Source organism: Erythrobacter sp. HI0063, assembly GCF_001635685.1.
In the GTDB taxonomy this organism is placed as follows: Bacteria; Pseudomonadota; Alphaproteobacteria; order Sphingomonadales; family Sphingomonadaceae; genus Qipengyuania.
Genome location: NZ_LWFF01000274.1, coordinates 77026 through 95860 on the forward strand (window position 1 = coordinate 77026; position 18835 = coordinate 95860).

Consider the following 18835-nt stretch of genomic DNA (forward strand, 5'->3'; position numbering starts at 1 on the left):
ATCAGGCTCGCAGCCGCCAGCCGAGCCTTTCCCCGGCATGGAACGGGACCACGCGCGCATCGCCGCCATCGACTTCATCGGGCACGGGAATGTCCGCGCGCTCCAGCGTCACTTCGTCTTCGTTTACGGGCAGGCGATAAAAGCGCGGGCCGTTCAGCGAGGCGAAGGCTTCGAAGCGGTCGATCGCGCCCTCCTCCTCGAACACCGTGAGATAGCTTTCGAGCGCAAAGGGCGCGTTGAAGATGCCCGCACAACCGCAATCGCTTTCCTTCGCATGGCGATGGTGCGGTGCGCTGTCGGTACCGAGAAAGTATTTGGCGGAGCCCGATGTCGCGGCCTTGCGCAGGCCCAGCCGGTGCTCCTCGCGCTTGGCGACGGGGAGGCAGTACATGTGCGGCCTGATGCCTCCCACCAGAATGGCGTTGCGATTGATGTGGAGATGCTGCGGCGTAATCGTGGCGGCGACGTTCTCACCGGCCGAATCCACGAAATCGACCGCCTGGCGCGTCGTGATGTGTTCGAAGATCACGCGCAGTTCGGGCAGGCGCTCGATCAGCGGCGCCAGCACGCGTTCGATAAAAACGGCCTCGCGGTCGAAAATGTCGATATCCGCGCTCGTCACCTCGCCATGGACGCAGAGCGGCATGCCGATTTCGGCCATGCGTTCGAGCACGCGGTCGATCTTGCGAATGTCGGTCACGCCGCTCGCCGAATTGGTGGTGGCGCCCGCCGGATAGAGCTTCGCCGCCGTCAGCACGCCCGATTCGAAACCCTGGGCCAGATCGTCGGGATCGGTATCGTCGGTGAGATAGGCGGTCATCAAAGGCGTGAACGCAACACCTGCGGGCACGGCGGCCACGATCCGGTCGCGATAGGCCGCAGCCATGGAAGTGGTCGTCACCGGGGGCGACAGATTGGGCATCACGATCGCGCGGGCAAACTGGCGGGCCGTGTGCGGCACCACTGCGCGCATGGTCTCTCCGTCGCGGAAATGGAGGTGCCAGTCGTCGGGGCGGCGGATCGTGATCGTGTCTGGGGAAGCCATGGGTTTTCCTATGGCGCGGTGCATCCTATCTGTCACCCATGCCGCATGCCCCAGCCCCGACCCGCCTGTTCGACCGCGCAATCGTGCGCCTGACGCCCGAAAGCGAAGAGGAAGATGTCAAAGGCTTTCTCCAGGGCCTCGTCACCAACGATCTTAACCAGCCGCTTCCGATCTATGCAGGGCTCTTGAGCGCGCAGGGCAAGGCGCTGTTCGATTTTCTCGTTTGGCCTTCGGGCGACAGGGAATTGCTGATCGAGTGCGAAGCGGATCTGGCGGAGGAATTGGTCAAGCGCCTCTCGCTCTACCGCCTGCGTCGTAAGATAGCGATCGCGGTTGATCCGACGGTGGCCGTCCATTGGCACGCTCATCAAGGCGATGGAGGAGTGGCCGATCCGCGGCTGGGCGAGCTGGGCCAGCGCTGGCTCGCGCCTGCCGAAGAAGAGCAGACTTCCGACGAGCGGGAAGGCGCCGATGCCGCCTGGCGCGCGCATCGCCTGCATCTGGGCGTGCCCGAGGGGCGGGCCGAATTGGGCGACATATTGTGGCTCGAAACCAATGCGGTCGATCTCAACGGCGTCAGCTTTTCCAAGGGCTGCTATATCGGGCAGGAAAATACCGCGCGGATGAATTGGCGCCAAAAGGTCAATCGTCGCCTGGTCGTCGTTCAGCTCGACCGATCGGAAGAAAAGCGCCGCAAGGCTGCGTATCCCGAACTGGGCCTCGCAGTCGATCATCTGCGCGTGGCGGATATCGATCCCGCGTTCGCGCCGCCCTGGATGAGCCTGGAACCGGCGAACTAGCCCGGCGGGAGATCGACGCCGATCGTGGCGATCGAATTGACCAGCATCCGCTCCGCCCGGTCGCGCGCGGCAGTGTCTGGCAGGCCAAGCGACCGCGTCAGCGCGCTACCGATCAGCGCATCGCCCATAGCCATCAGCACCAGTGCCAGCGTCGCTTCGTGCAGGCGCGACAGCCCTTCTGGACCGGTGCATTCGCCGGGCGCGATCTCGTCGATCAATTCGTGGATCGTCTCCACGATCGGTGCCAGCGCATCCTCGTTCCCGGTCAGGATCATCCAGCTGGCGAGTTGCCCCGCCCCTTCCTTGTCGAAGGCATCGAATGCCAGATCGACAACTTCGCGCGGGGTGCCGAGGCCGGCACGCGTGGCGCGCACCGCATCGGCGATGGCATCGCACACGGTCGCAGCCAGATGACCGGCCAATGCCTTCTGAAGGCCCGCCGCCGACCCGAAATGGTGCAGCAGATTGGCATGCGTGCGGTCGATACGCCCCGCCACGGCCTTCAGCGTGACCGATTGCGGCCCGGTCTCGATCAGCAGTCCCCGCGCCGCTTCGAGAGCGGCGAGGCGCGATTCTTCGGGGCTGAGACGCTTACGGGTGGCCATTGCGACGGAAGGGAAACCTGTTCGGCTGAGAAACTTTATGGGGAAACTTTATGGTGCGGAAAAACCTAGATCGCCCAGACCCGCGCGGCAAGCCGCATCGGAAAAATACGCGGTTCAGCCTCTCGCTCTAAATTCTTGCGAGAAGCATTGGACCTTATTGACACTCTTGTCAGTAAGCCTTACTTACATCTCTGTCAGTAACGTATACCGGACCTTTATCCATGAACGCACAGACTGGTTTCGAGACCGCCAAGCCGATCGGCGCGCCGACGCCCGCCGATCTGACCATCACCGTGCGCGACGAGCGCTTCAATCGCGACGCCACGCCCAAGCGCTGGTGGGCGGGCGAACCGTTCGGCACTGCCTGGCACAACGGGCTGTCCGCCACCTTTCCGCGCGGCGAGGCCTTTTTCATCGAAGCGGTGAAGGCGCACCGCCCCCAGGGTGGCGACGGCGCCGACCCCAAGCTAACGGCTGAAATCCGCGCTTTCGTAAGGCAGGAAATCAATCACACGCGCGAACACATTGCCTTCAATCGCCTCGCCGAAGACCATGGCTACGACATCAAGGCGATCGACAAGCGCGTCGAGGAATTGCTCGCCCTCACCAAGGGCCGTCCGGCGATCGCCAATCTGGCCGTCACCATGGCGCTCGAACATTTCACCGCCATGATCGCGGCGGAATTTCTCCAGAACCCAAAGCATTTCGAGATCTCCGATCCGGAAGTCGCCGCCATGTGGCGCTGGCATGCGGTCGAGGAGATCGAGCACAAGGGCGTCGCCTACGACACCTGGAACCACGCGACTCGCGATTGGAGCGCCTGGCGCCGCTGGCGGGTCCGCAACCTCGTCATGCTGATCGTCACCGGACGCTTCCTCAAGAATCGCTGGATCGACACGCTGATGCTGCTCGAACAGGACGGTATCACTGGCTGGAAGGCGCGGTGGGGCCTGTTCAAGTACCTTGCGGTCACGCCCGGCGTCATCCGCCGCTTGGCCCTTCCCTGGCTGTCCTATTTCAAGCCTGGCTTCCACCCGTGGGATCATGACGATCGCGCGCTCATCGGAAAATACGACGGCGAATTTTCCGACGCGCTGATGCCCGCCGAATAGGCGCTCCGCTCGAAAACGAAAAAAGGCCCCGCGAGACATCGCGGGGCCTTTTTTGTCGCATTATGGCACCGAGCTCAGGCGGCGACCGGCAATTGCGGTGCATCCTGAAGATCTAGCGCAAACATCACACAATCGGCTGCACCGCCTCTGCCGCAGCTATGGCGCTTTGCGATCTGGCCGGTCGGCTTGAACCCGGCCTTTCGCAGCACGCGCCCCGATGCCGGATTGTCCGCGAAATGGCCTGCGGACAGGCGGGCGTGCCCCAACAGCCGGGCAATTTCGATCACAGCGCGCGTCGCCTCGGTCGCGAAACCGCGCCCCCAATACGGGCGGGCTATCCAGTAACCGAGTTCGGCAGCGCCTGGCCCCGAGTCGCCATTCTGATCGATGCCGATGCACCCGACGAGCCGGGACTGCGAGGTGATGAGGAAACGGGGATACGAATCGCGCTGAGCGCGCAGGACGAAGGTCTGCGCATCTTCGCGGCTGTAGGGCCACGGCGCACTCGCCAGATTACGGACCACACCTTCGTCCGCGATACCGCCGAAAATCGCTTCGGCATCTTCCGGCCAGGCAGGCCGCAACAGCAGCCTTTCGGTCACATGGAACATCGTCTGTCTCCCCTTCGAACCACGTGCAGGTCTCCTAGGCCGGCCGCGTGACGATTGCGTGATGACGAAACAAAGTTTCGCCGTGTCGGTTGCAGAGGGAGAAACGATAAAAGGGAGCGGAACCTCCCCGACAAATCGGGCTGGTCCCATCTCCCTCTACGAATGCCGGTGGTAAACCCGGCTGGGACCGTCCCGATGGACGATCCCCTTATCGAACCGTCCGGTTATTCCGCGGCTTGCGCCTGCATGTCGACCGATACGTATTTGCGGCCGAGCTTGCCCGCGTGGAATCGCACGATTCCATCGGTAAGCGCGAACAGCGTGTGGTCCTTGCCCATGCCGACATTGCTGCCCGGGTAGAACTTGGTGCCGCGCTGGCGCACGATAATGTTACCGGCGACCACGTCCTGGCTGCCGAACTTCTTCACGCCGAGACGACGGCCGGCCGAATCGCGACCGTTGCGGGACGAACCACCTGCTTTTTTATGTGCCATGGTTAGCGATCCTTACTTCTTGTCTTCGGACTTGGCGGCGGCCTTCTTGGGCGCTGCCTTCTTGGCGGGAGCCTTCGCGCCCGTCTCGGTTTCGTGCGTGCCGGACTTGGCGGGCGCCGCATCCTTCTTCGGAGCGGCCTTCTTCGCCTTCGGCGCTGCCGTATCGTCAGCCTTGGGAGCAGCTTCCTTCTTCGACGCGGCCTTCTTTTCGGCCTTCGAATCGCCAACCGCAGTGATGCGCAGCAGCGTCATCTGCTGGCGATGACCGGCCTTGCGGCGGTAATTGTGGCGGCGGCGCTTCTTGAAGACGGTGACCTTCTCGCTCTTCGCCTGAGCGATGATCTCGGCCGACACGGTAACCTTGCCCGCATCTTCCATCTTTTCGCCTTCACCGGCGAGCAGAACGTCGCCCAGCGTGATCGTGTCGCCGGCATCGCCCGCCAGCTTCTCGACCGCGATCTTGTCTCCGGCGGCAACCCGGTACTGCTTGCCGCCCGTACGCACGACTGCGAACATGGTGCTTATCTCTCAATCAGTTTGTTTTGCCGCGTTCCCCCTCGACGAATTCGAGTAAAAGCGCGGCGCGCCCGTCAGGCCGCCGAAAGCAGCCCCGGAAAGAACGGTGCCGTTAAGGTAACCCGCTCGCGAAGTCAACGCCGGAATCTTCCGAACCGCTTGCTCGATAGCTCCGCGCTGGCGTCGGGCCGCCGCCGTGCTATCAGGACAGCACCATGCGTCCAGCCCTTATCGCCGCGATCGTCCTCCTCCCCGCCCTCGCCGCGTGCCAGACCGCGCCCGATGGCGCATATCCCTCGCTGGCCATCCGCGATGTCGAGCGGGTGGAGGGGCGGTACGAGCCGATTCCGGGCGATCCCATCGACGTGCCGCCGGTCGAAGTGCCTCTCGACGGCCCGCTCGATCAACGCCTCGCCGCTTTGCTGGAACAGGGCCGCAGCGCCCATGCGCGTTTCACGCAAGCAGCCCCGCGCGCATCGCGCCTCGCTTCGGCGGCCAATGGCGCGAGCGTCGGCAGCGATGCCTGGGCCTCCGCGCAAGTCGCGCTAGCCGATCTCGATTCGATCCGCAGCGTAACCGCAATCGCTCTCGCGGATGTCGACCTGCTCTACATCGCGGCGAGCGTCGAAGGGACGACCACGCCCGCTCTTACGGACGCACGCCAGTCCCTGCTGGCGCTGGTGCAGGAGGAAGACCGGACACTCGCCGATCTACGAGCGCGGGTGCGCTGAACGCATGAGCCTCGCCTGCGCCTCGTGTCCGGTGCGCGACCGCGCCGCATGCGCCGTACTCGCCCCCGAAGAGCGGGCGGCGCTGGCCGAGGCCGGGCATACCCGCACCCTCGCACGCGGCCAGACGCTGTTCGCGGCGGGCGATCCAGTAACCAGCTGCGCCACGCTGGTTTCGGGCGCGCTCAAGATCGCGAGCCTCGATGCCGATGGAAGCGAACATATCCTGGCCCTCGTCCATCCTTCCGGATTTGTCGGCGAGTTCTTCCAGCCTTTCGCCGCCTATGACGTGATCGCTCTCGCCGATAGCCGGTTGTGCGTGTTCGCCGGGCCGGACATGGACTCGGCGATCGCGCGCTATCCGGCGCTGTCGCGTGCGCTGCTCCGCCGCGCGCAGGAAGACCTCCATGCCAGCCGGGCTCTACTGGCGATCGGAAGCAAGACCTCGGCCCGGGCGCGGGTTGCCGCGATCCTCATCGAATTCGCCCGCGCCGCCAGCGATTCGCCGTGCCACCCGGCGCGGACATTCGACCTGCCTTTGTCGCGCGGCGACCTGGCCAGTTTCCTCGGTCTCACCATCGAGACCGTCAGTCGACAGATCACCGCTCTCGAACGCGAGGGAGCGATTGCACGCACCGGAAAGCGCGGGATCGAACTGATCGACCCCGCGCTCCTCTCCGCTGCGGCGCAATGACGATCACACGAAGGCGCGGATCGTCACTACCGCCATCCCCCAACCCAGGATCAGCACCGGCAGGATCAGCATCTGGATCGCCGCGTCGCCCCCTTCGAGCCGGCCCGTATAGGTCGCGATTCCCCGGCGCATCAGTTGCTGCAGTTTCAGGGGACGCTTGCCATGGTCCGGAGCGATCCCTGTCCACAGCGCCGGAACGCCGAAACCTGCCACGATGAACAGCGCGAAGATCACCATCGGAATGGCAAGGCCGGGGCTGGCGAAACCGACGGCCATGACCGCCACGAAACCCAGATAGAGGGCCACCGTCGCAGCATAGAGCGCGACCGGCATTTCGAAGCTGCGGTCGACGACGACCGGCTGCACCGGATCGGCGTGCAAGGCGGGGAGGATATCGGGAAGGACATCCGGCGCGGACTTGCGCTGGGTTGCGATCGGCTCTGCATGGATCCGGGCCCGCTGCGCCATCCGGTCTCGTGCGATGTGCTTGGACATTGTCTGTACTCCCGTTGCTGTGGGAGCAGGAATGCGCCGATCGCGGCGCGCGCACCTTGATCTCGATCAAACGGGAGAAATTTATTGCCAGCGGGCCAGCGCCGCATGGTCGTCGCCACGCGGTTCGATCCAGTGCCAGGCGCCGTTCGCACCGTCTCCGCGCCGTTCGCGCTTCCAGAACCATGCGGCGGATTTGAGGTGGTCCATCAGATAATCGACCGCATCGAACGCGGCGCGGCGATGGCGCGCGGCGGCGGCCACCAGCACGATCCCCTCGCCCGGCTGCATCGTGCCGACCCGGTGCCAGACGAGCACCCCGTCGAGCGCGAATCGATCCAGCGCCTGCCCGGCGAGCTTTTCCATGCCCGGCAAAGTCAGCGGTTCGTAATGCGTAAGTTCGAGCGCCTTTACGTCCTCACCCGGCCGCACCTTGCCGAGAAAGCTGGCGATCCCGCCCGCCTGATCGTGCATTGCATTGAACGCGGCCAGCGCCTCGCCCGCCGACAGCCCCTTGTCGAGCAGGCGGACATCCGCCGGGCTTTCGAGGGTCAGCCTAGCCACCGCTGACCGGTGGGAGCAGCGCCACTTCGTCGCCATCCTCGGCTCGCAGCGCGGTCTTGTCGGCCAGAACTTCTCCCGCGCAAGCGACATGGACGCGGGCGCTCCGCAATTGCTCGGCCACGACGGAGCCGGCCACCGCCAGCAATCCGTCCCAATCGAGCGGTGCGGACACTTCGAGCGAGTCGGTGCCCGCCGCCTCGCGCAGCGGGCCGAGAAAGACGATCCGGACCGCCATCAGCCGCCCGTCACCGACATATGGCGCGGTTGCGAGGGCGCTTCGCCCGGCCCGTCGATCGCAAAGGAATGGCGCAGGGGCTTGATCGCCATCGCGCGCTGCATCGCGGCCTGCAACGCGCCGTCTCCGTCACCCTCGCGCAAGGCGGCGCGCAGATCGACGCGCTCTCCGCCGCCGAGGCAGGGATAGAGTTGGCCGGTGGTGGTCACTCGCACCCGGTTGCAGCCTTCGCAGAAATTCTGAGTCAGCGGCGTTATCAGGCCGAGCCTGCCGCCTGTTTCAGCAACGTCAAAATAACGCGCCGGGCCGCCGGTCCGGTGATCGGACGAGGTCAGCGTCCAGCGTTCTTCCAGCCGGGCGCGAACGGTTTCGAGCGAAAGGAAATGATCGAACCGATCCTCGTCCACCTCGCCCAGAGGCATCGCTTCAATCAGAGTGACCGAATGGCCTTCGGAATGCGCCCAGGCGATCAGGTCGGGCAACTCGTCCTCGTTCCGGCCCTTCAGCGCCACCGTGTTGAGCTTGACCTCCAGCCCCGCAGCCTTGGCCGCAGCGATCCCTTCCATCACCTTGTCCAGCGCATCGCGCCGGGTCAGTTCGGCAAACAGCGCCCGGTCGCGCGTGTCGAGCGAGACGTTGACGCGCATGACGCCTGCCGCCGCCAGAGCGTCGGCATGCTGCGCCAATTGCGTGCCGTTGGTGGTAAGCGTGACTTCGTCGAGACCGGTTCCAATCTGCCGCCCCAGTGCGCGGACCAGATCCATCATGTCGCGCCGGACCAGCGGTTCGCCGCCGGTCAGGCGGATACGCCGGACGCCGTGGGCGATGAACGCCGTGGCCAGCCGATGCAGCTCTTCCAGCGTGAGCACTTCCGCCTTGGGGAGGAAGCGCATCTTTTCCGGCATGCAATAGGTGCATCGCAGATCGCACCGATCGGTGACCGACAGGCGCAGATAGGTGATGCGGCGTTGGAATGTGTCGACGAGCATGAACGCCCTATTGTGCCGGATCGCCCGCGCCCTGGCCATCCCCTTCGAGATATTGGCCGGTTATTCCGGGCGCTTCGGCGAGATAGGCTTCGAAAGCGTCCAGCACGTCGCCTTCTCCAGCGACCACATTGGCGCGGGCTGGCGCGTGGGCGCGCGCAAGACCCGTGGCGAGCGCCAGCCGCCATTCGCGGTGCGTATGATCGGCCGGCGGCAGGGCGATCATCACATCCTCACCGCTCGTCATGATCGCTTCGACCGACGCGAGATGATCGCGATGGAACGCGCCCGACGCGGCGAGCGGTGCCGCGGGCAGGTCGACCACGGTCACTCGCCGCATCAGCGCCGCTCACGGTGGAGCGTGATGCCGATCTTCTCGCCCGCTTCGGCAATGGCGAGTTTCACGATCTTCACCGTCACCGCCTCGATCCGCTTATCCTGCAGGAACAGGGTCTCGCAGATGTGGTCCGCCACGGCTTCGATCAGCTTGAAATGCACGCCTTCCGGCAGTGCCCCGGACGCGGCGAACTTCAGATCCATGTAATTCTTGGAATGTTCGAGCGAGGTGTCGGGATCGTACTGGTCCAGCGGCTTCATCCGCGCCTGGATCGTGAAGCGCAGCGGTTGAGGCTTGCCGGTCTCCTCGGAATAGATTCCGGTGAGCACGTCGTGTTCGAAATCGGCGATTTCGAGGATGAGCGAATCGGTCATGCGTCCGCCCTAGCCCGGATTGGACCAGCGCGCGAAGATCGCGGTGGGAAGCAGGCGCGGATCGTCGCCCTGTTCCGCAACCGCCAGATCGCCGTGCTCGATCGTGCCGGGCAGGTCGGCGAACACCTCTGCCAGCAACCCGCCGAGCGCGAGGCTGCTCATGCGGACGGCATAGACGGTCAGGAAGAGGAAGCGGCTGTCCGCATCGAGCAGCTGGCGGCAATCCGAGACCAGCGGCGCCAGCCCCTCCTCGATCCGCCAGGTCTCGTTCTTCGGCCCGCGCCCGAATTTCGGCGGGTCGAGGATAATGCCGTCATAGCGATTTTCGCGCCGCACTTCGCGGCTGGCGAACTTCATCGCATCGTCCACCAGCCAGCGGATCGGCCGGTCCTCGAGTCCCGAAAGAGCCGCGTTCTCGCGCGCCTGAGCGACCGATTTCTTGCTCGCATCGACATGGGTGACGGGGCCGTGCCCGCTCAGCGCGAGCGATCCCACCCCGGTATAGCCGAACAGGTTGAGCGTGGGGCGCGGTTCGCCCGCGCGCCCTTTGAGTCGCTCGCCCATCCAGTCCCACACCGGGGCCATGTCTGGGAAGAAGCCGAGATGGCGGAACGGCGTACACTGGGCGGTGAAGCGCACAGTGTCGCCCCAGCCCAGTTCCCAGCCATCTTCGGGAACGTCCGGCGATAGCTGCCACCGCCCGCCTCCATCCTCGTCGCTGCCCGGCACGAATTCGCCATGCGCGTCCCATTCGGCAAGGCGCGGCGCCCACAGGGCCTGCGGTTCGGGCCGGATGAAGCGAAAGGGGCCGTAGGCCTCGAACTTGCGGCCATGCCCACTGTCGAGCAGGCGATAGGCATCCCACCCTTCGCCCACCATCAGAACCGGATTGCGGACCAGCTCCGCCATCAGCGCGCCTTGGCGAGGATATGCGCCTTCACCGCCTCGTAATCGCCCGGCAATTCGTCGAAGCGCTCCTCGCGCGCGAACAGGTCGCCGACGCGGGTGGGCAGTGGGGGGCGCGTGCCCGTGGCCCGCTCCACCGCATCGCGGAACTTGGCCGGGTGTGCGGTGGCGAGCGTGACCGTGGGCACAGTGGCGGGCAGATCCTGAAGCCGCGCCGCATGCAGGCCGATCGCGGTGTGGGGATCGATGATCTCGCCCGCTTCCTCATAAGCCCAGCGCATCGCCGCCGCCATATCGTGCGCATCGGCGCGCGCGCTGGCGAACAGGGCAGCGCCGCCGCGCTGCGCGTCCGTCAACCGCATGGCCCGCGCGCCTTCGAAGCCGCGCATCTGGTCCGCCATTGCCACGCCGTCACGCCCGCCGACATCGAACAGCAGCCGTTCGAAATTGGAACTGACCTGGATGTCCATGCTGGGCGAGGCCGTAGGCGTGACGTCTCCGGCGGAGTAATCCCCATCGGACAGCGCGCGGTGGAGAATGTCGTTCACATTGGTGGCTACCACCAGCCGTTCGATCGGAAGGCCCATGCGCGCGGCGACATGGCCTGCGAACACATCGCCGAAATTGCCCGTCGGCACGCTGAAGGCGATGCGGCGCTCGGGCCCGCCGAGCTGAAGCGCGGAAGTGAAATAATAGACCACCTGCGCCATCAGCCGCGCCCAATTGATCGAATTGACCGCCCCGATCCGGTGTTTCGCGGTTACGTCCTCGTCGGCGAAGATCCGCTTCACCATCGCCTGCGCATCGTCGAAACTGCCGTCGATAGCGATGTTGTAGACGTTGGGCGCCAGCACCGTCGTCATCTGGCGGCGCTGAACATCGCTCACCCGGCCTGCGGGGTGCAGCATGAAGATCTCGACATTCTCGCGCCCCGCAACCGCATCTATCGCGGCGCTGCCGGTATCCCCGCTGGTCGCGCCCACGATGGTAAGGCGGCTGTCGTCGCGCGCGAGAAACTCCTCGAACAGCAGGCCGAGCAATTGCAGGGCCACATCCTTGAAGGCAAGCGTCGGCCCGTGGAACAGTTCGAGCAGCCACTGACGGTCGTCGAGCTGGACCAGAGGTGTCACCGCAGCATGCGCGAACCGGCCATAGGCCTGCTCGCACAATTCGCGCAGACGCTCTGAAGAAAGGCTGTCCCCGACGAAGGGCTGCATCACGCGCGCCGCCAGCTCCGCGTAGGGCAGGCCGCGCATCGCCGCGATCTCGGCGGAGGAAAACTCCGGCCAGCGTTCGGGCAGGTACAGCCCGCCATCGCTGGCAAGACCTGTCAGCGTGACCTCGGCGAAATCGAGCGTGGGCGCCGCGCCGCGAGTGGAGATATATCGCATGGGTCCGCCGGTTAGCTCCGCCGGGCCAAGCGAGCAAGCGAGGCCCGCTTTACGCCCGTGAAGATCGGCTCACGCCGATGGGCGACGCCGCCTCAGCGCAAGCCAGTAGATCACCAGCGCAGTGAGCGCGAAGAAGAACCACTGGCCCGCATAGGCCAGATGATTGTTCGGAATCCCCGAAGGATCGGGGCGGGCAAGCGGTTCGAGCCCCGCGACCGGCGGTTCGCTGGCGACGAGCCGCGGCCCGGGCGCGATCACCCCCGTAACCTCGCCTCCGCTCCATTCAGCCGCGGCCGGTTCGCGCGTCCAGCCGAGATCGATGGCCACAGGCGCGCTCGCCCCCTTCACCTCGCACGAGGCGCGCTGCGCCCAGCCGCTCTGCCCGCTTGCACTGCGTCCGGCAGTGGGCTGGACGCCGAGCACGCGCAGGCAGTCGAGCGAACTGCGGCGGAACCAGTCCTGCTCCCCGTCCCCTCGAATCGGGAAGGCGACCGGGGCGGCGATGCCTTCGGCGGCGGCGTAGCGCGCGAGCAGCGCCTCCTTCTGTTCCAACCGCTGCAATTGCCACACGCCGAGTGCGACCATGACCGCAGCGGCGGCGAGGACGACTATCGTGGCGAATATGGGCACGCGTCTCACTCGTCGCGCCCCGCTTCACCGGCCTTGTTGCGGTATTCCGCGATCAGGAGCAGCGCCTTGGACACGCGAAGCCCTGCCAGCACCGCCGCCACTGTGACCGGAACCCAGATCACGATATGCACCCAGAACGGCGGGCGCACCGACAGGTCGAGCCAGATCGCAAGCCCGGTAATGAGCGCGCCGATGATCAGCGTCAGAAAGCCTGCCGGACCGTCGCCCACATTGAAGCGCGTGAAATCGAGCCCGCAGGCGCGGCACCGCTCCGCGAATTTCACCGGACCGTCGAACAGCGTTCGCGCGTCGCAGCGCGGGCAGCAACCGAAAAGGGCGGCCTCTGCGAGAGAGGGCCGCCCTTTCGTGTTTTCCGGCGTATCGTCCGGAGAACCGGGCTGCTCCGTCAATGGATTTCCGCGCCCCAGCCGCCCCAGACATAGACGACCACGAAGAGGAACAGCCACACCACGTCGACGAAGTGCCAGTACCACGCCGCCGCTTCGAAGCCGAAATGCTGGCGCGGGGTGAAGTGGCCGAGATAGGTGCGGCGCAGGCAGACGATCAGGAAGATCGTGCCGATCAGAACGTGGAAACCGTGGAAGCCGGTCGCCATGTAGAAGGCGCTCGAATAGGTGTTGCCGCCGAATGCGAACGGGGCGTGCATGTATTCGTAAGCCTGGATGAAGCTGAACACCACGCCGAGAAGGATCGTGGCCCACAGGCCCTTTTTGAGGCCTTCGCGATCGCCATGGATCAGCGAATGGTGCGCCCAGGTCACCGTGGTGCCAGAACACAGCAGGATCAGCGTGTTGAGCAGCGGCAGGCTGAATGGATCGATCACCGCCTCGATCGCTTCGGGCGGCCAGACCCCGCCGACCACTTCGGACAGAACGCTGGGGAACAGCGAGAAGTCGAACCAGCTCCAGAACCAGCCGACGAAGAACATGACTTCGGAAGCGATGAACAGGATCATCCCGTAGCGCATGTGCAGCTGGACCACCGGCGTGTGGTCGCCGCGCTCGGCTTCCTTCACGATGTTGGAGAACCAGGTGAAGAAGGTGGCGATAAGACCGGCGATGCCGAGACCCAGGATCAGGTATCCACCCGCCATGTCGTGCATGAAGAATACCATGCCGGTGGTGAACACCAGCGCCGACAGCGAGCCGACGAACGGCCAGATATCGGGTTCGAGAATGTGGTAGTCGTGATTTACGGTGCCGGCCATGGTCTCGTATCGTCCTGTTGGTCTGTCGCCTTCGCCCTTATCGCGCGCGTGGCCGATGGTCTAGGGGCTAGTGTCCGGTTTCCCTATCGCAGGCGTCCCGCTCACCCTTCGGGCGAATCCTTCGCCTTGTGGAAGGTGTAGCTCAGCGTGATCTGTTCGACGTCCTTGGCGTTCTCGTCTTCGAGGATCGCGGGGTCGATGTAATACAGCACCGGCATGCGGACTTCCTGGCCCGGCATAAGGGTCTGTTCGGTGAAGCAGAAACACTGGATCTTGTTGAAATAGCGCCCGGTCTGTTCCGGTTCGACATTGAAGGTGGCCGTGCCGGTGATGGGCACGTCGCTATTGTTGCGCGCGGTGTAGAAAGCCATGTCGCGCTGGCCGATCTGGACGGTATCGGTCGATTGGACCGGCTGGAACGTCCACGGCACATCACGCGCGGTGCTGGCATCGAAGCGCACCGAAATCGCCTTCGCCCCGGCGCTCAGCGCGGCCTGCGCGGCGATATTGGCATCGCTTTCGCTGGCGCGCTGCGTCGTCCCGCCGAAGCCGGTGACGCGGCAGAAAAGATCGTAAAGCGGCACTGCGGCATAGCCCATGCCCAGCATGAACAGCGCGCCCAGCAAGGCATAGAGGGCAGTGCGGGAATTGCGGTTTTCGAGAGGCGCAGTCGCCACGGTCAGTCTCCCATGCGAACGATGGTGATGGCGTAGAACAGCACGACCAGGAACAGCAGCACCCCGGCCAGCACCAGATTGCGCGTCTTCTGGCGGCGCTTCAGTTCGGTCTCTTCCTCGGGCGTCATGCGATTACTCCGGCATCGATCAGCAGGCGGTCGGCGACCAGCGCGGCGAACAGGGCGAACAGGTAGAACACGCTGAAGGCGAACAGTCGCTTTTCAGGCCGCATTCCATCGCCCGGTACCGCTTGCCGCATTCCGACCGGCAGCGAAAGCGCAAGGAAGGCAAACGTCAGTGCGAGCGCCGCAATCCCGTAGACCGGGCCCGTACCGCCGATCGCCCACGGGGCAACCGCGACGGGCACCAGCGCCACGCAATAGGCGACGATCTGGCGGCGGGTGGATTTCTCGCCCCGCACCACCGGCATCATCGGAATCCCGACCTTGGCGTAATCCGACTGGACGAACAGGGCGAGTGCCCAGAAATGCGGCGGGGTCCATACGAAGATGATCGCGAAGAGGAGGATCGGCATCGCCGTGATCTCTCCCGTCACCGCGATCCACCCGATCAGCGGAGGGAAGGCGCCCGCCCCTCCTCCGATCACGATATTCTGCGGCGTGCGCGGTTTCAGCCAGATCGTGTAGACGACCGCGTAATAGACGATCGAGACAGCCAGGATCGCGGCGGCGAGCCAACCGATCGCCAGCCCCATCACCATCACCGATCCGGCGGACAGCATGATGCCGAAATCGCGCGCATCCTCGCGCCGCATCCGCCCGGTAGGGAGCGGGCGGTTGGACGTGCGCTTCATCCCCGCATCGATATCGGCTTCCCACCACTGGTTGAGCGTGGCCGCCCCGCCCGCGCCCAGTGCGATGCACAGGATCGCGGTGAAGCCGAGCACCGGATTGATCGATCCCGGCGCGGCAAGCAGGCCGCACAGGCCCGTAAACACGACCAGTGTCATCACCCGCGGCTTGGTCAGCGCGAAGAAGTCCCGCCAGTCGGCAGGCATGGCAAGGGGAGCGGTGGATTGAGTCATCGAATATAGGCCATCGGGGATTTGCCCCGCCTATACAGAGGCGCGATCGAAAGGGAAAGCGGGCTCGGGCAAAGCGGGCGGTGTCAGCCGCGGCTGGCCCGCGTTTGCGACCGCATCAATGCACCTTCCACTTGAAGCGCCGCTCCTTTCCCGATCGACGCTCCAGCGAAGCCATCTTCGCGGCGGCGGCCTTGCGCTTTTTGCGCTCCAGAAGCGCCAAAACCTCCGCTTCTGGCAAAGGCTGTCCGAGGAAATAGCCCTGACCGAAATTGGCCCCCAAATGGAGAGCGGTATCGCGGTCCTCCTCGGTCGCGATAAATTCGGCGACGCTTTCAAGCTTCATCGCCGACAGCATCTTGATGACGCCGTTCAGCATATCCCGACCGGCACTGTTGCGAGCTTCCTGAATCAGCGATCCGTCGATCTTCACCTTGTCGAACCGGATTTCGCGCAGATAGACCAGCGAGGCGAAGCCTGCGCCGAAATCGTCCAGCACGATGCGGCACCCCGCCTGGCGCAACTCCTCGATATTGCGCCGGGCGGCGTCGAAATTGATCATCATCGCCGTTTCGGTAATTTCCAACTGCAGGCGATGGAGGGGAAAGCCGCTCTGCTCGACCAGCGAGACGATCTCGCCTGCGGCATCCTCTGCGCAGATATGGGCAGCGCTCAGATTGAACGAGAGGCGGCAGTCTGAATCCCAGCGGCTTGCAAATTGCAACGCCTTACACAGCAGCGCGGTCGTTATGTCGCGGATTGTCCCGGTGCGCTCTGCGATGGGTATGAATTGGGACGGTGAGATTTCGCCGAGCGTCGGATGGTACCAGCGCGCAAGGGCCTCAAACGAGGATAGTTTGCCGTTCCTCAAATTGACGATCGGCTGATAGGCGAGCGAGAACTGTTCTAGTGCGCCGCGTTTCGACATCGCCGCCTCGATCGCGTTCAGGCGTGTGGCATCGATCCTGATGGCATCGTCGAAGACCCGGATCGTATCCAATCCTTCGCGCTTGGCTACGTAGAGGGCGGAATCGGCGTCCTGCAATGCCTGCGCAACGCCGATCTCAGGGCAATAGAGAATTCTGCCGCCCGCGCTGCTTCCGATCGTCACCAGCGAACCGGACATGCGCATGGGGCGGCGCAGGCGCATCAACGCACGATCGCAATGGGACGCAAGCTCGCCCAATTCCTGTGTGTTCGATGTGCCGCCGACGAACACTCCAAACTCGTCCCCACCAAGCCTGCCAACGATAGCCGAGCCGGGAAGCGCCCTTTGGAGACGTCGCGCGACGAACCGCAGGACGAGATCGCCGGCAAAATGCCCATACAGATCGTTGATCGGCTTGAAGCGATCGAGATCGATCACCGCCAGCATCCCGCCTTGCCCGTTCAGAAGAGCGGCTTCGACGTCGCGAATGAAGGCGTAGCGATTGCGGACCCCGGTCAAGCCATCGAACTCCGCGCGATATTGTGCGCTGCGCCGTGCCTCCATCAGGTCGAAATTGGTTTTCTCCGCCTCCAACAAAGCTTCGTCGGCATCGACCTGCGCGCCGAAGAGCTTCAGGCGCGTCTTGTGGCTCAGCTCCGCAAGATAGAAGGAGATGGCAGTCAGCACCGCTCCCGCGATGGGAACGGCGAGGAGTCCGTTTGGAAATCGAAAGGCGGCGAGCAGAACCAGGGGAAAAGCGAAGCACGCAAAGGCGACGCGCGAGGCATAGATGATGCCACTCAGCGCGGCCCCTTGCGTCAGGGCCGCAAGCAGGCCGACGCCCAAAACCTTCAGCCACAAGAAAGCGTCCGGACCGGCTGCGTCAATCTCGAAAACCAGATCGATGTAGAAATACGCCTGAACGCACGACAACATGACGACCATGACGCCCGTAAAGCGGGCGGTGGCCGCATTGGTGTCCTCGCTCTGGCCCTCGACTGGAGGCGACACCCAGTGACGAAAGCGCAGCAATACTGCCAACAGAAGAAATCCTCCGACAATTTGTGTCGGAAGTCGATCAGGAAAACTCGCTGCAATGCTGGCGAAAGGCACCAGGATCGCAAGATAATAGACGAAAATGATGTCGCGTACGGAGCGGATGCGCTCTCTGCCGAACTCGACCAAGTTCGCGTCTTCACCGGAGAATCCGATCATCCGGTCGAAACGCTCGACGATTTTCACGCAGTTTCCTCCATGGAAGCGCAAAAATACACCAAGGCGTCCTAATTCGCGCTGAATGGCGCTTCGGTAAATTTACGGGGGTGCTACTGCCGTCCTTTCAGCGCGCAGTTCCGACCGGTGATGCCGGAAAGCGACTCGGTGTGGATCAACCGTTCTTCTGGCGGGGCCGATGCTTCCTATACGATCGGTATCGCGGCGCAGCCTGGTCAGGCCTCCAGCCCCTCCAGCCAGTCGATAAGGATGCGCGTGACCGCTTCCGGCTTTTCCTGCTGCGTCCAATGACCCACACCTGACAGGATATGCCCCTCCACCTTGGGCGCGAACATCCGCATCATGGCGACAGGATCGCTCACCGCCCCGAACAGGAAGGTCGCCGGATCGCTTGTCCCGCCGATGAAGAGGCTGGGCTGCTCGATTTTACGGTCCTTATATCCCTGCAGCCACGCGAAATCGCGCTCGTGATTGCGATAGCGATTGAGCGGTCCGCGAAAACCGGACTGGCGGAATTCGGCCTCGTAGAAATCGAGATCGTCCTCGGTCAGCCAGGCGACCGGCGCGGGATCGGGCAGGCCCTCCAGAAAGGTCGCCCCGTAGGGTTTGTCGAAATGATTGCCGGGGGGCGCATCGCCGCTGATCGCGTACATCATCCGCTGGACGAAATCGCGCGGATCCTTTTCCGCCTCGGCTTCGGCAACGCCGGGCTCCTGAAAATATTCCTGGTAGAAGAATTTGCCCTTGTCGGTGAAATGCTGGCGGAAAACTTCGGTAAAGGGGCGCTGCGGTACACCGGCAAACGGTACCGACAGGCCCGCGACGGCGCGGAAATGATCCGGGTTCGTCAGAGCTGTGTTCCACACGATCGGCGCACCCCAGTCGTGGCCGACCAGGATCGCCTTCCGCTCGGGTGAGAGCGCCGTTTTCAGCCCGACAAGGTCGCCGACGATCTTTTCGAGCGCATATTCCTCGATGGCCTGCGGCTTGTCCGATCCGCCGTAGCCGCGCACGTCGATTGCACAGGCGGTGTAACCGGCTTGCGCCACCGGTCCGAGCTGATGGCGCCAGCTATACCAGCTTTCGGGGAAGCCGTGGACGAAGATGACGAGCGGCGCGTCGGACGAGGGATCGCCCTCGATCGCGCATCGCAGGCTGATGTCACCGACATCGACAGTTCGCATTTGGGGCATTGAGCGTCCTCTCA

The 18835-nt window shown here is 64.3% G+C and carries 26 protein-coding genes; 5 read left to right on the top strand and 21 right to left on the bottom strand.

Translation table 11 applies throughout. The features are described from left to right. Position 1 precedes the first annotated feature (1 nt). A complete protein-coding gene (gene pyrC / locus A3736_RS08935; RefSeq protein WP_067681876.1) occupies positions 2–1045 on the bottom strand; it encodes a dihydroorotase in 1044 nt (347 codons plus the stop codon). 38 nt (positions 1046–1083) lie between these two features. Here pyrC and A3736_RS08940 point away from each other — a divergent pair, with 38 nt between their 5' ends. After that, the gene (locus A3736_RS08940; RefSeq protein WP_067681879.1) at positions 1084–1845 is read left to right on the top strand and encodes a folate-binding protein YgfZ; all 762 of its coding nucleotides are present in this window, start codon (positions 1084–1086) and stop codon (positions 1843–1845) included. On the opposite strand, the gene A3736_RS08945 is transcribed toward A3736_RS08940, so the two are convergent. Continuing rightward, positions 1842–2450 (bottom strand): TetR/AcrR family transcriptional regulator, encoded by a 609-nt coding sequence (locus A3736_RS08945; protein WP_067681882.1) that lies wholly within the window; start codon positions 2448–2450, stop codon positions 1842–1844. The genes A3736_RS08940 and A3736_RS08945 overlap by 4 nt on opposite strands. A 221-nt stretch (positions 2451–2671) precedes the next feature. Here A3736_RS08945 and A3736_RS08950 point away from each other — a divergent pair, with 221 nt between their 5' ends. Continuing rightward, positions 2672–3562, top strand: coding sequence for a metal-dependent hydrolase (locus tag A3736_RS08950; RefSeq protein WP_067681884.1), 891 nt, complete (start codon positions 2672–2674; stop codon positions 3560–3562). 74 nt (positions 3563–3636) lie between these two features. On the opposite strand, the gene A3736_RS08955 is transcribed toward A3736_RS08950, so the two are convergent. The 3 genes from A3736_RS08955 to rplU all read right to left on the bottom strand — a co-directional run bounded on the left by A3736_RS08955 (position 3637) and on the right by rplU (position 5183). Continuing rightward, on the bottom strand, positions 3637–4173 hold the full coding sequence (locus tag A3736_RS08955; RefSeq protein ID WP_067681888.1) for a GNAT family N-acetyltransferase: 537 nt from the start codon (positions 4171–4173) through the stop codon (positions 3637–3639). A 224-nt stretch (positions 4174–4397) separates the two neighbouring features. Next, positions 4398–4667 (bottom strand): 50S ribosomal protein L27, encoded by a 270-nt coding sequence (gene rpmA, locus A3736_RS08960; protein ID WP_067681890.1) that lies wholly within the window; start codon positions 4665–4667, stop codon positions 4398–4400. A gap of 12 nt (positions 4668–4679) precedes the next feature. After that, a complete protein-coding gene (gene rplU, locus A3736_RS08965) occupies positions 4680–5183 on the bottom strand; it encodes a 50S ribosomal protein L21 (RefSeq protein ID WP_067681896.1) in 504 nt (167 codons plus the stop codon). 215 nt (positions 5184–5398) lie between these two features. On the opposite strand from rplU, the gene A3736_RS08970 reads away from it, so the two are divergent. Beyond that, positions 5399–5914 carry a hypothetical protein gene (locus A3736_RS08970; RefSeq protein WP_067681900.1) on the top strand — a complete coding sequence of 172 codons (516 nt, stop codon included), beginning with the start codon at positions 5399–5401 and terminating at the stop codon, positions 5912–5914. 4 nt (positions 5915–5918) lie between these two features. Next, a complete protein-coding gene (locus A3736_RS08975) occupies positions 5919–6605 on the top strand; it encodes a Crp/Fnr family transcriptional regulator (protein ID WP_082851406.1) in 687 nt (228 codons plus the stop codon). Between the two features lie 3 nt (positions 6606–6608). Here A3736_RS08975 and A3736_RS08980 read toward each other — a convergent pair whose 3' ends face one another. The 15 genes from A3736_RS08980 to A3736_RS09045 form a co-directional block, all read right to left on the bottom strand. Beyond that, positions 6609–7100, bottom strand: coding sequence for a hypothetical protein (locus A3736_RS08980; protein ID WP_067681902.1), 492 nt, complete (start codon positions 7098–7100; stop codon positions 6609–6611). Positions 7101–7181: 81 nt separating this feature from the next. Beyond that, positions 7182–7661 carry a molybdenum cofactor biosynthesis protein MoaE gene (locus A3736_RS08985; protein ID WP_067681905.1) on the bottom strand — a complete coding sequence of 160 codons (480 nt, stop codon included), beginning with the start codon at positions 7659–7661 and terminating at the stop codon, positions 7182–7184. Then, positions 7654–7896: a MoaD/ThiS family protein gene (locus A3736_RS08990; RefSeq protein WP_067681907.1), complete on the bottom strand. Its 243-nt coding sequence runs from the start codon at positions 7894–7896 to the stop codon at positions 7654–7656. The genes A3736_RS08985 and A3736_RS08990 overlap by 8 nt, the downstream gene beginning before the upstream one ends. Beyond that, positions 7896–8885 (bottom strand): GTP 3',8-cyclase MoaA, encoded by a 990-nt coding sequence (gene moaA, locus A3736_RS08995; RefSeq protein ID WP_067681909.1) that lies wholly within the window; start codon positions 8883–8885, stop codon positions 7896–7898. The genes A3736_RS08990 and moaA overlap by 1 nt, the downstream gene beginning before the upstream one ends. 7 nt (positions 8886–8892) lie before the next feature. After that, entirely contained in the window at positions 8893–9222 is a 330-nt protein-coding gene (locus A3736_RS09000; protein ID WP_067681914.1) for a Rossmann fold domain-containing protein, read from the bottom strand. Continuing rightward, the gene (locus A3736_RS09005) at positions 9222–9593 is read right to left on the bottom strand and encodes a dihydroneopterin aldolase (RefSeq protein ID WP_067681921.1); all 372 of its coding nucleotides are present in this window, start codon (positions 9591–9593) and stop codon (positions 9222–9224) included. The genes A3736_RS09000 and A3736_RS09005 overlap by 1 nt, the downstream gene beginning before the upstream one ends. A gap of 9 nt (positions 9594–9602) precedes the next feature. Further along, positions 9603–10502 (bottom strand): class I SAM-dependent methyltransferase, encoded by a 900-nt coding sequence (locus tag A3736_RS09010; protein ID WP_067681923.1) that lies wholly within the window; start codon positions 10500–10502, stop codon positions 9603–9605. After that, positions 10502–11890, bottom strand: coding sequence for a threonine synthase (gene thrC / locus A3736_RS09015; RefSeq protein ID WP_067681926.1), 1389 nt, complete (start codon positions 11888–11890; stop codon positions 10502–10504). The genes A3736_RS09010 and thrC overlap by 1 nt, the downstream gene beginning before the upstream one ends. A 69-nt stretch (positions 11891–11959) precedes the next feature. Continuing rightward, positions 11960–12520: an SURF1 family cytochrome oxidase biogenesis protein gene (locus A3736_RS09020; protein ID WP_369815441.1), complete on the bottom strand. Its 561-nt coding sequence runs from the start codon at positions 12518–12520 to the stop codon at positions 11960–11962. A 5-nt stretch (positions 12521–12525) separates the two neighbouring features. Then, positions 12526–12930 (bottom strand): DUF983 domain-containing protein, encoded by a 405-nt coding sequence (locus A3736_RS09025; protein ID WP_067681933.1) that lies wholly within the window; start codon positions 12928–12930, stop codon positions 12526–12528. After that, complete coding sequence (locus A3736_RS09030) at positions 12927–13748, bottom strand: cytochrome c oxidase subunit 3 (RefSeq protein WP_067681936.1); 822 nt, start codon at positions 13746–13748, stop codon at positions 12927–12929. Before A3736_RS09030 ends, A3736_RS09025 begins: the two co-directional genes overlap by 4 nt. 101 nt (positions 13749–13849) lie before the next feature. Beyond that, positions 13850–14425, bottom strand: coding sequence for a cytochrome c oxidase assembly protein (locus tag A3736_RS09035; protein WP_067681938.1), 576 nt, complete (start codon positions 14423–14425; stop codon positions 13850–13852). Positions 14426–14427: 2 nt separating this feature from the next. After that, the gene (locus A3736_RS18160; protein WP_255362978.1) at positions 14428–14553 is read right to left on the bottom strand and encodes a hypothetical protein; all 126 of its coding nucleotides are present in this window, start codon (positions 14551–14553) and stop codon (positions 14428–14430) included. Continuing rightward, a complete protein-coding gene (locus tag A3736_RS09040) occupies positions 14550–15470 on the bottom strand; it encodes a heme o synthase (RefSeq protein ID WP_067681945.1) in 921 nt (306 codons plus the stop codon). The genes A3736_RS18160 and A3736_RS09040 overlap by 4 nt, the downstream gene beginning before the upstream one ends. Positions 15471–15585: 115 nt before the next feature. Then, positions 15586–17082 carry a bifunctional diguanylate cyclase/phosphodiesterase gene (locus A3736_RS09045; RefSeq protein WP_197465562.1) on the bottom strand — a complete coding sequence of 499 codons (1497 nt, stop codon included), beginning with the start codon at positions 17080–17082 and terminating at the stop codon, positions 15586–15588. On the opposite strand from A3736_RS09045, the gene A3736_RS17610 reads away from it, so the two are divergent. Then, positions 17041–17682: a hypothetical protein gene (locus A3736_RS17610; RefSeq protein WP_197465563.1), complete on the top strand. Its 642-nt coding sequence runs from the start codon at positions 17041–17043 to the stop codon at positions 17680–17682. The two genes, A3736_RS09045 and A3736_RS17610, sit on opposite strands and share 42 nt — an antisense overlap. A gap of 161 nt (positions 17683–17843) precedes the next feature. Here the strand turns inward: A3736_RS17610 and A3736_RS09050 are convergent, their stop codons facing one another. Continuing rightward, positions 17844–18821 carry an alpha/beta fold hydrolase gene (locus A3736_RS09050; protein WP_067681951.1) on the bottom strand — a complete coding sequence of 326 codons (978 nt, stop codon included), beginning with the start codon at positions 18819–18821 and terminating at the stop codon, positions 17844–17846. Positions 18822–18835: the final 14 nt, after the last annotated feature.

Bases quoted from the DNA above. Each gene is read 5' to 3' on its own strand.
- pyrC (WP_067681876.1), bottom strand. From the start codon at position 1,045: ATGGCTTCCCCAGACACGATCACGATCCGCCGCCCCGACGACTGGCAC.
- A3736_RS08940 (WP_067681879.1), top strand. From the start codon at position 1,084: ATGCCGCATGCCCCAGCCCCGACCCGCCTGTTCGACCGCGCAATCGTG.
- A3736_RS08945 (WP_067681882.1), bottom strand. From the start codon at position 2,450: ATGGCCACCCGTAAGCGTCTCAGCCCCGAAGAATCGCGCCTCGCCGCT.
- A3736_RS08950 (WP_067681884.1), top strand. From the start codon at position 2,672: ATGAACGCACAGACTGGTTTCGAGACCGCCAAGCCGATCGGCGCGCCG.
- A3736_RS08955 (WP_067681888.1), bottom strand. From the start codon at position 4,173: ATGTTCCATGTGACCGAAAGGCTGCTGTTGCGGCCTGCCTGGCCGGAA.
- rpmA (WP_067681890.1), bottom strand. From the start codon at position 4,667: ATGGCACATAAAAAAGCAGGTGGTTCGTCCCGCAACGGTCGCGATTCG.
- rplU (WP_067681896.1), bottom strand. From the start codon at position 5,183: ATGTTCGCAGTCGTGCGTACGGGCGGCAAGCAGTACCGGGTTGCCGCC.
- A3736_RS08970 (WP_067681900.1), top strand. From the start codon at position 5,399: ATGCGTCCAGCCCTTATCGCCGCGATCGTCCTCCTCCCCGCCCTCGCC.
- A3736_RS08975 (WP_082851406.1), top strand. From the start codon at position 5,919: ATGAGCCTCGCCTGCGCCTCGTGTCCGGTGCGCGACCGCGCCGCATGC.
- A3736_RS08980 (WP_067681902.1), bottom strand. From the start codon at position 7,100: ATGTCCAAGCACATCGCACGAGACCGGATGGCGCAGCGGGCCCGGATC.
- A3736_RS08990 (WP_067681907.1), bottom strand. From the start codon at position 7,896: ATGGCGGTCCGGATCGTCTTTCTCGGCCCGCTGCGCGAGGCGGCGGGC.
- moaA (WP_067681909.1), bottom strand. From the start codon at position 8,885: ATGCTCGTCGACACATTCCAACGCCGCATCACCTATCTGCGCCTGTCG.
- A3736_RS09000 (WP_067681914.1), bottom strand. From the start codon at position 9,222: ATGCGGCGAGTGACCGTGGTCGACCTGCCCGCGGCACCGCTCGCCGCG.
- A3736_RS09005 (WP_067681921.1), bottom strand. From the start codon at position 9,593: ATGACCGATTCGCTCATCCTCGAAATCGCCGATTTCGAACACGACGTG.
- A3736_RS09010 (WP_067681923.1), bottom strand. From the start codon at position 10,502: ATGGCGGAGCTGGTCCGCAATCCGGTTCTGATGGTGGGCGAAGGGTGG.
- thrC (WP_067681926.1), bottom strand. From the start codon at position 11,890: ATGCGATATATCTCCACTCGCGGCGCGGCGCCCACGCTCGATTTCGCC.
- A3736_RS09030 (WP_067681936.1), bottom strand. From the start codon at position 13,748: ATGGCCGGCACCGTAAATCACGACTACCACATTCTCGAACCCGATATC.
- A3736_RS18160 (WP_255362978.1), bottom strand. From the start codon at position 14,553: ATGACGCCCGAGGAAGAGACCGAACTGAAGCGCCGCCAGAAGACGCGC.
- A3736_RS09040 (WP_067681945.1), bottom strand. From the start codon at position 15,470: ATGACTCAATCCACCGCTCCCCTTGCCATGCCTGCCGACTGGCGGGAC.
- A3736_RS09050 (WP_067681951.1), bottom strand. From the start codon at position 18,821: ATGCCCCAAATGCGAACTGTCGATGTCGGTGACATCAGCCTGCGATGC.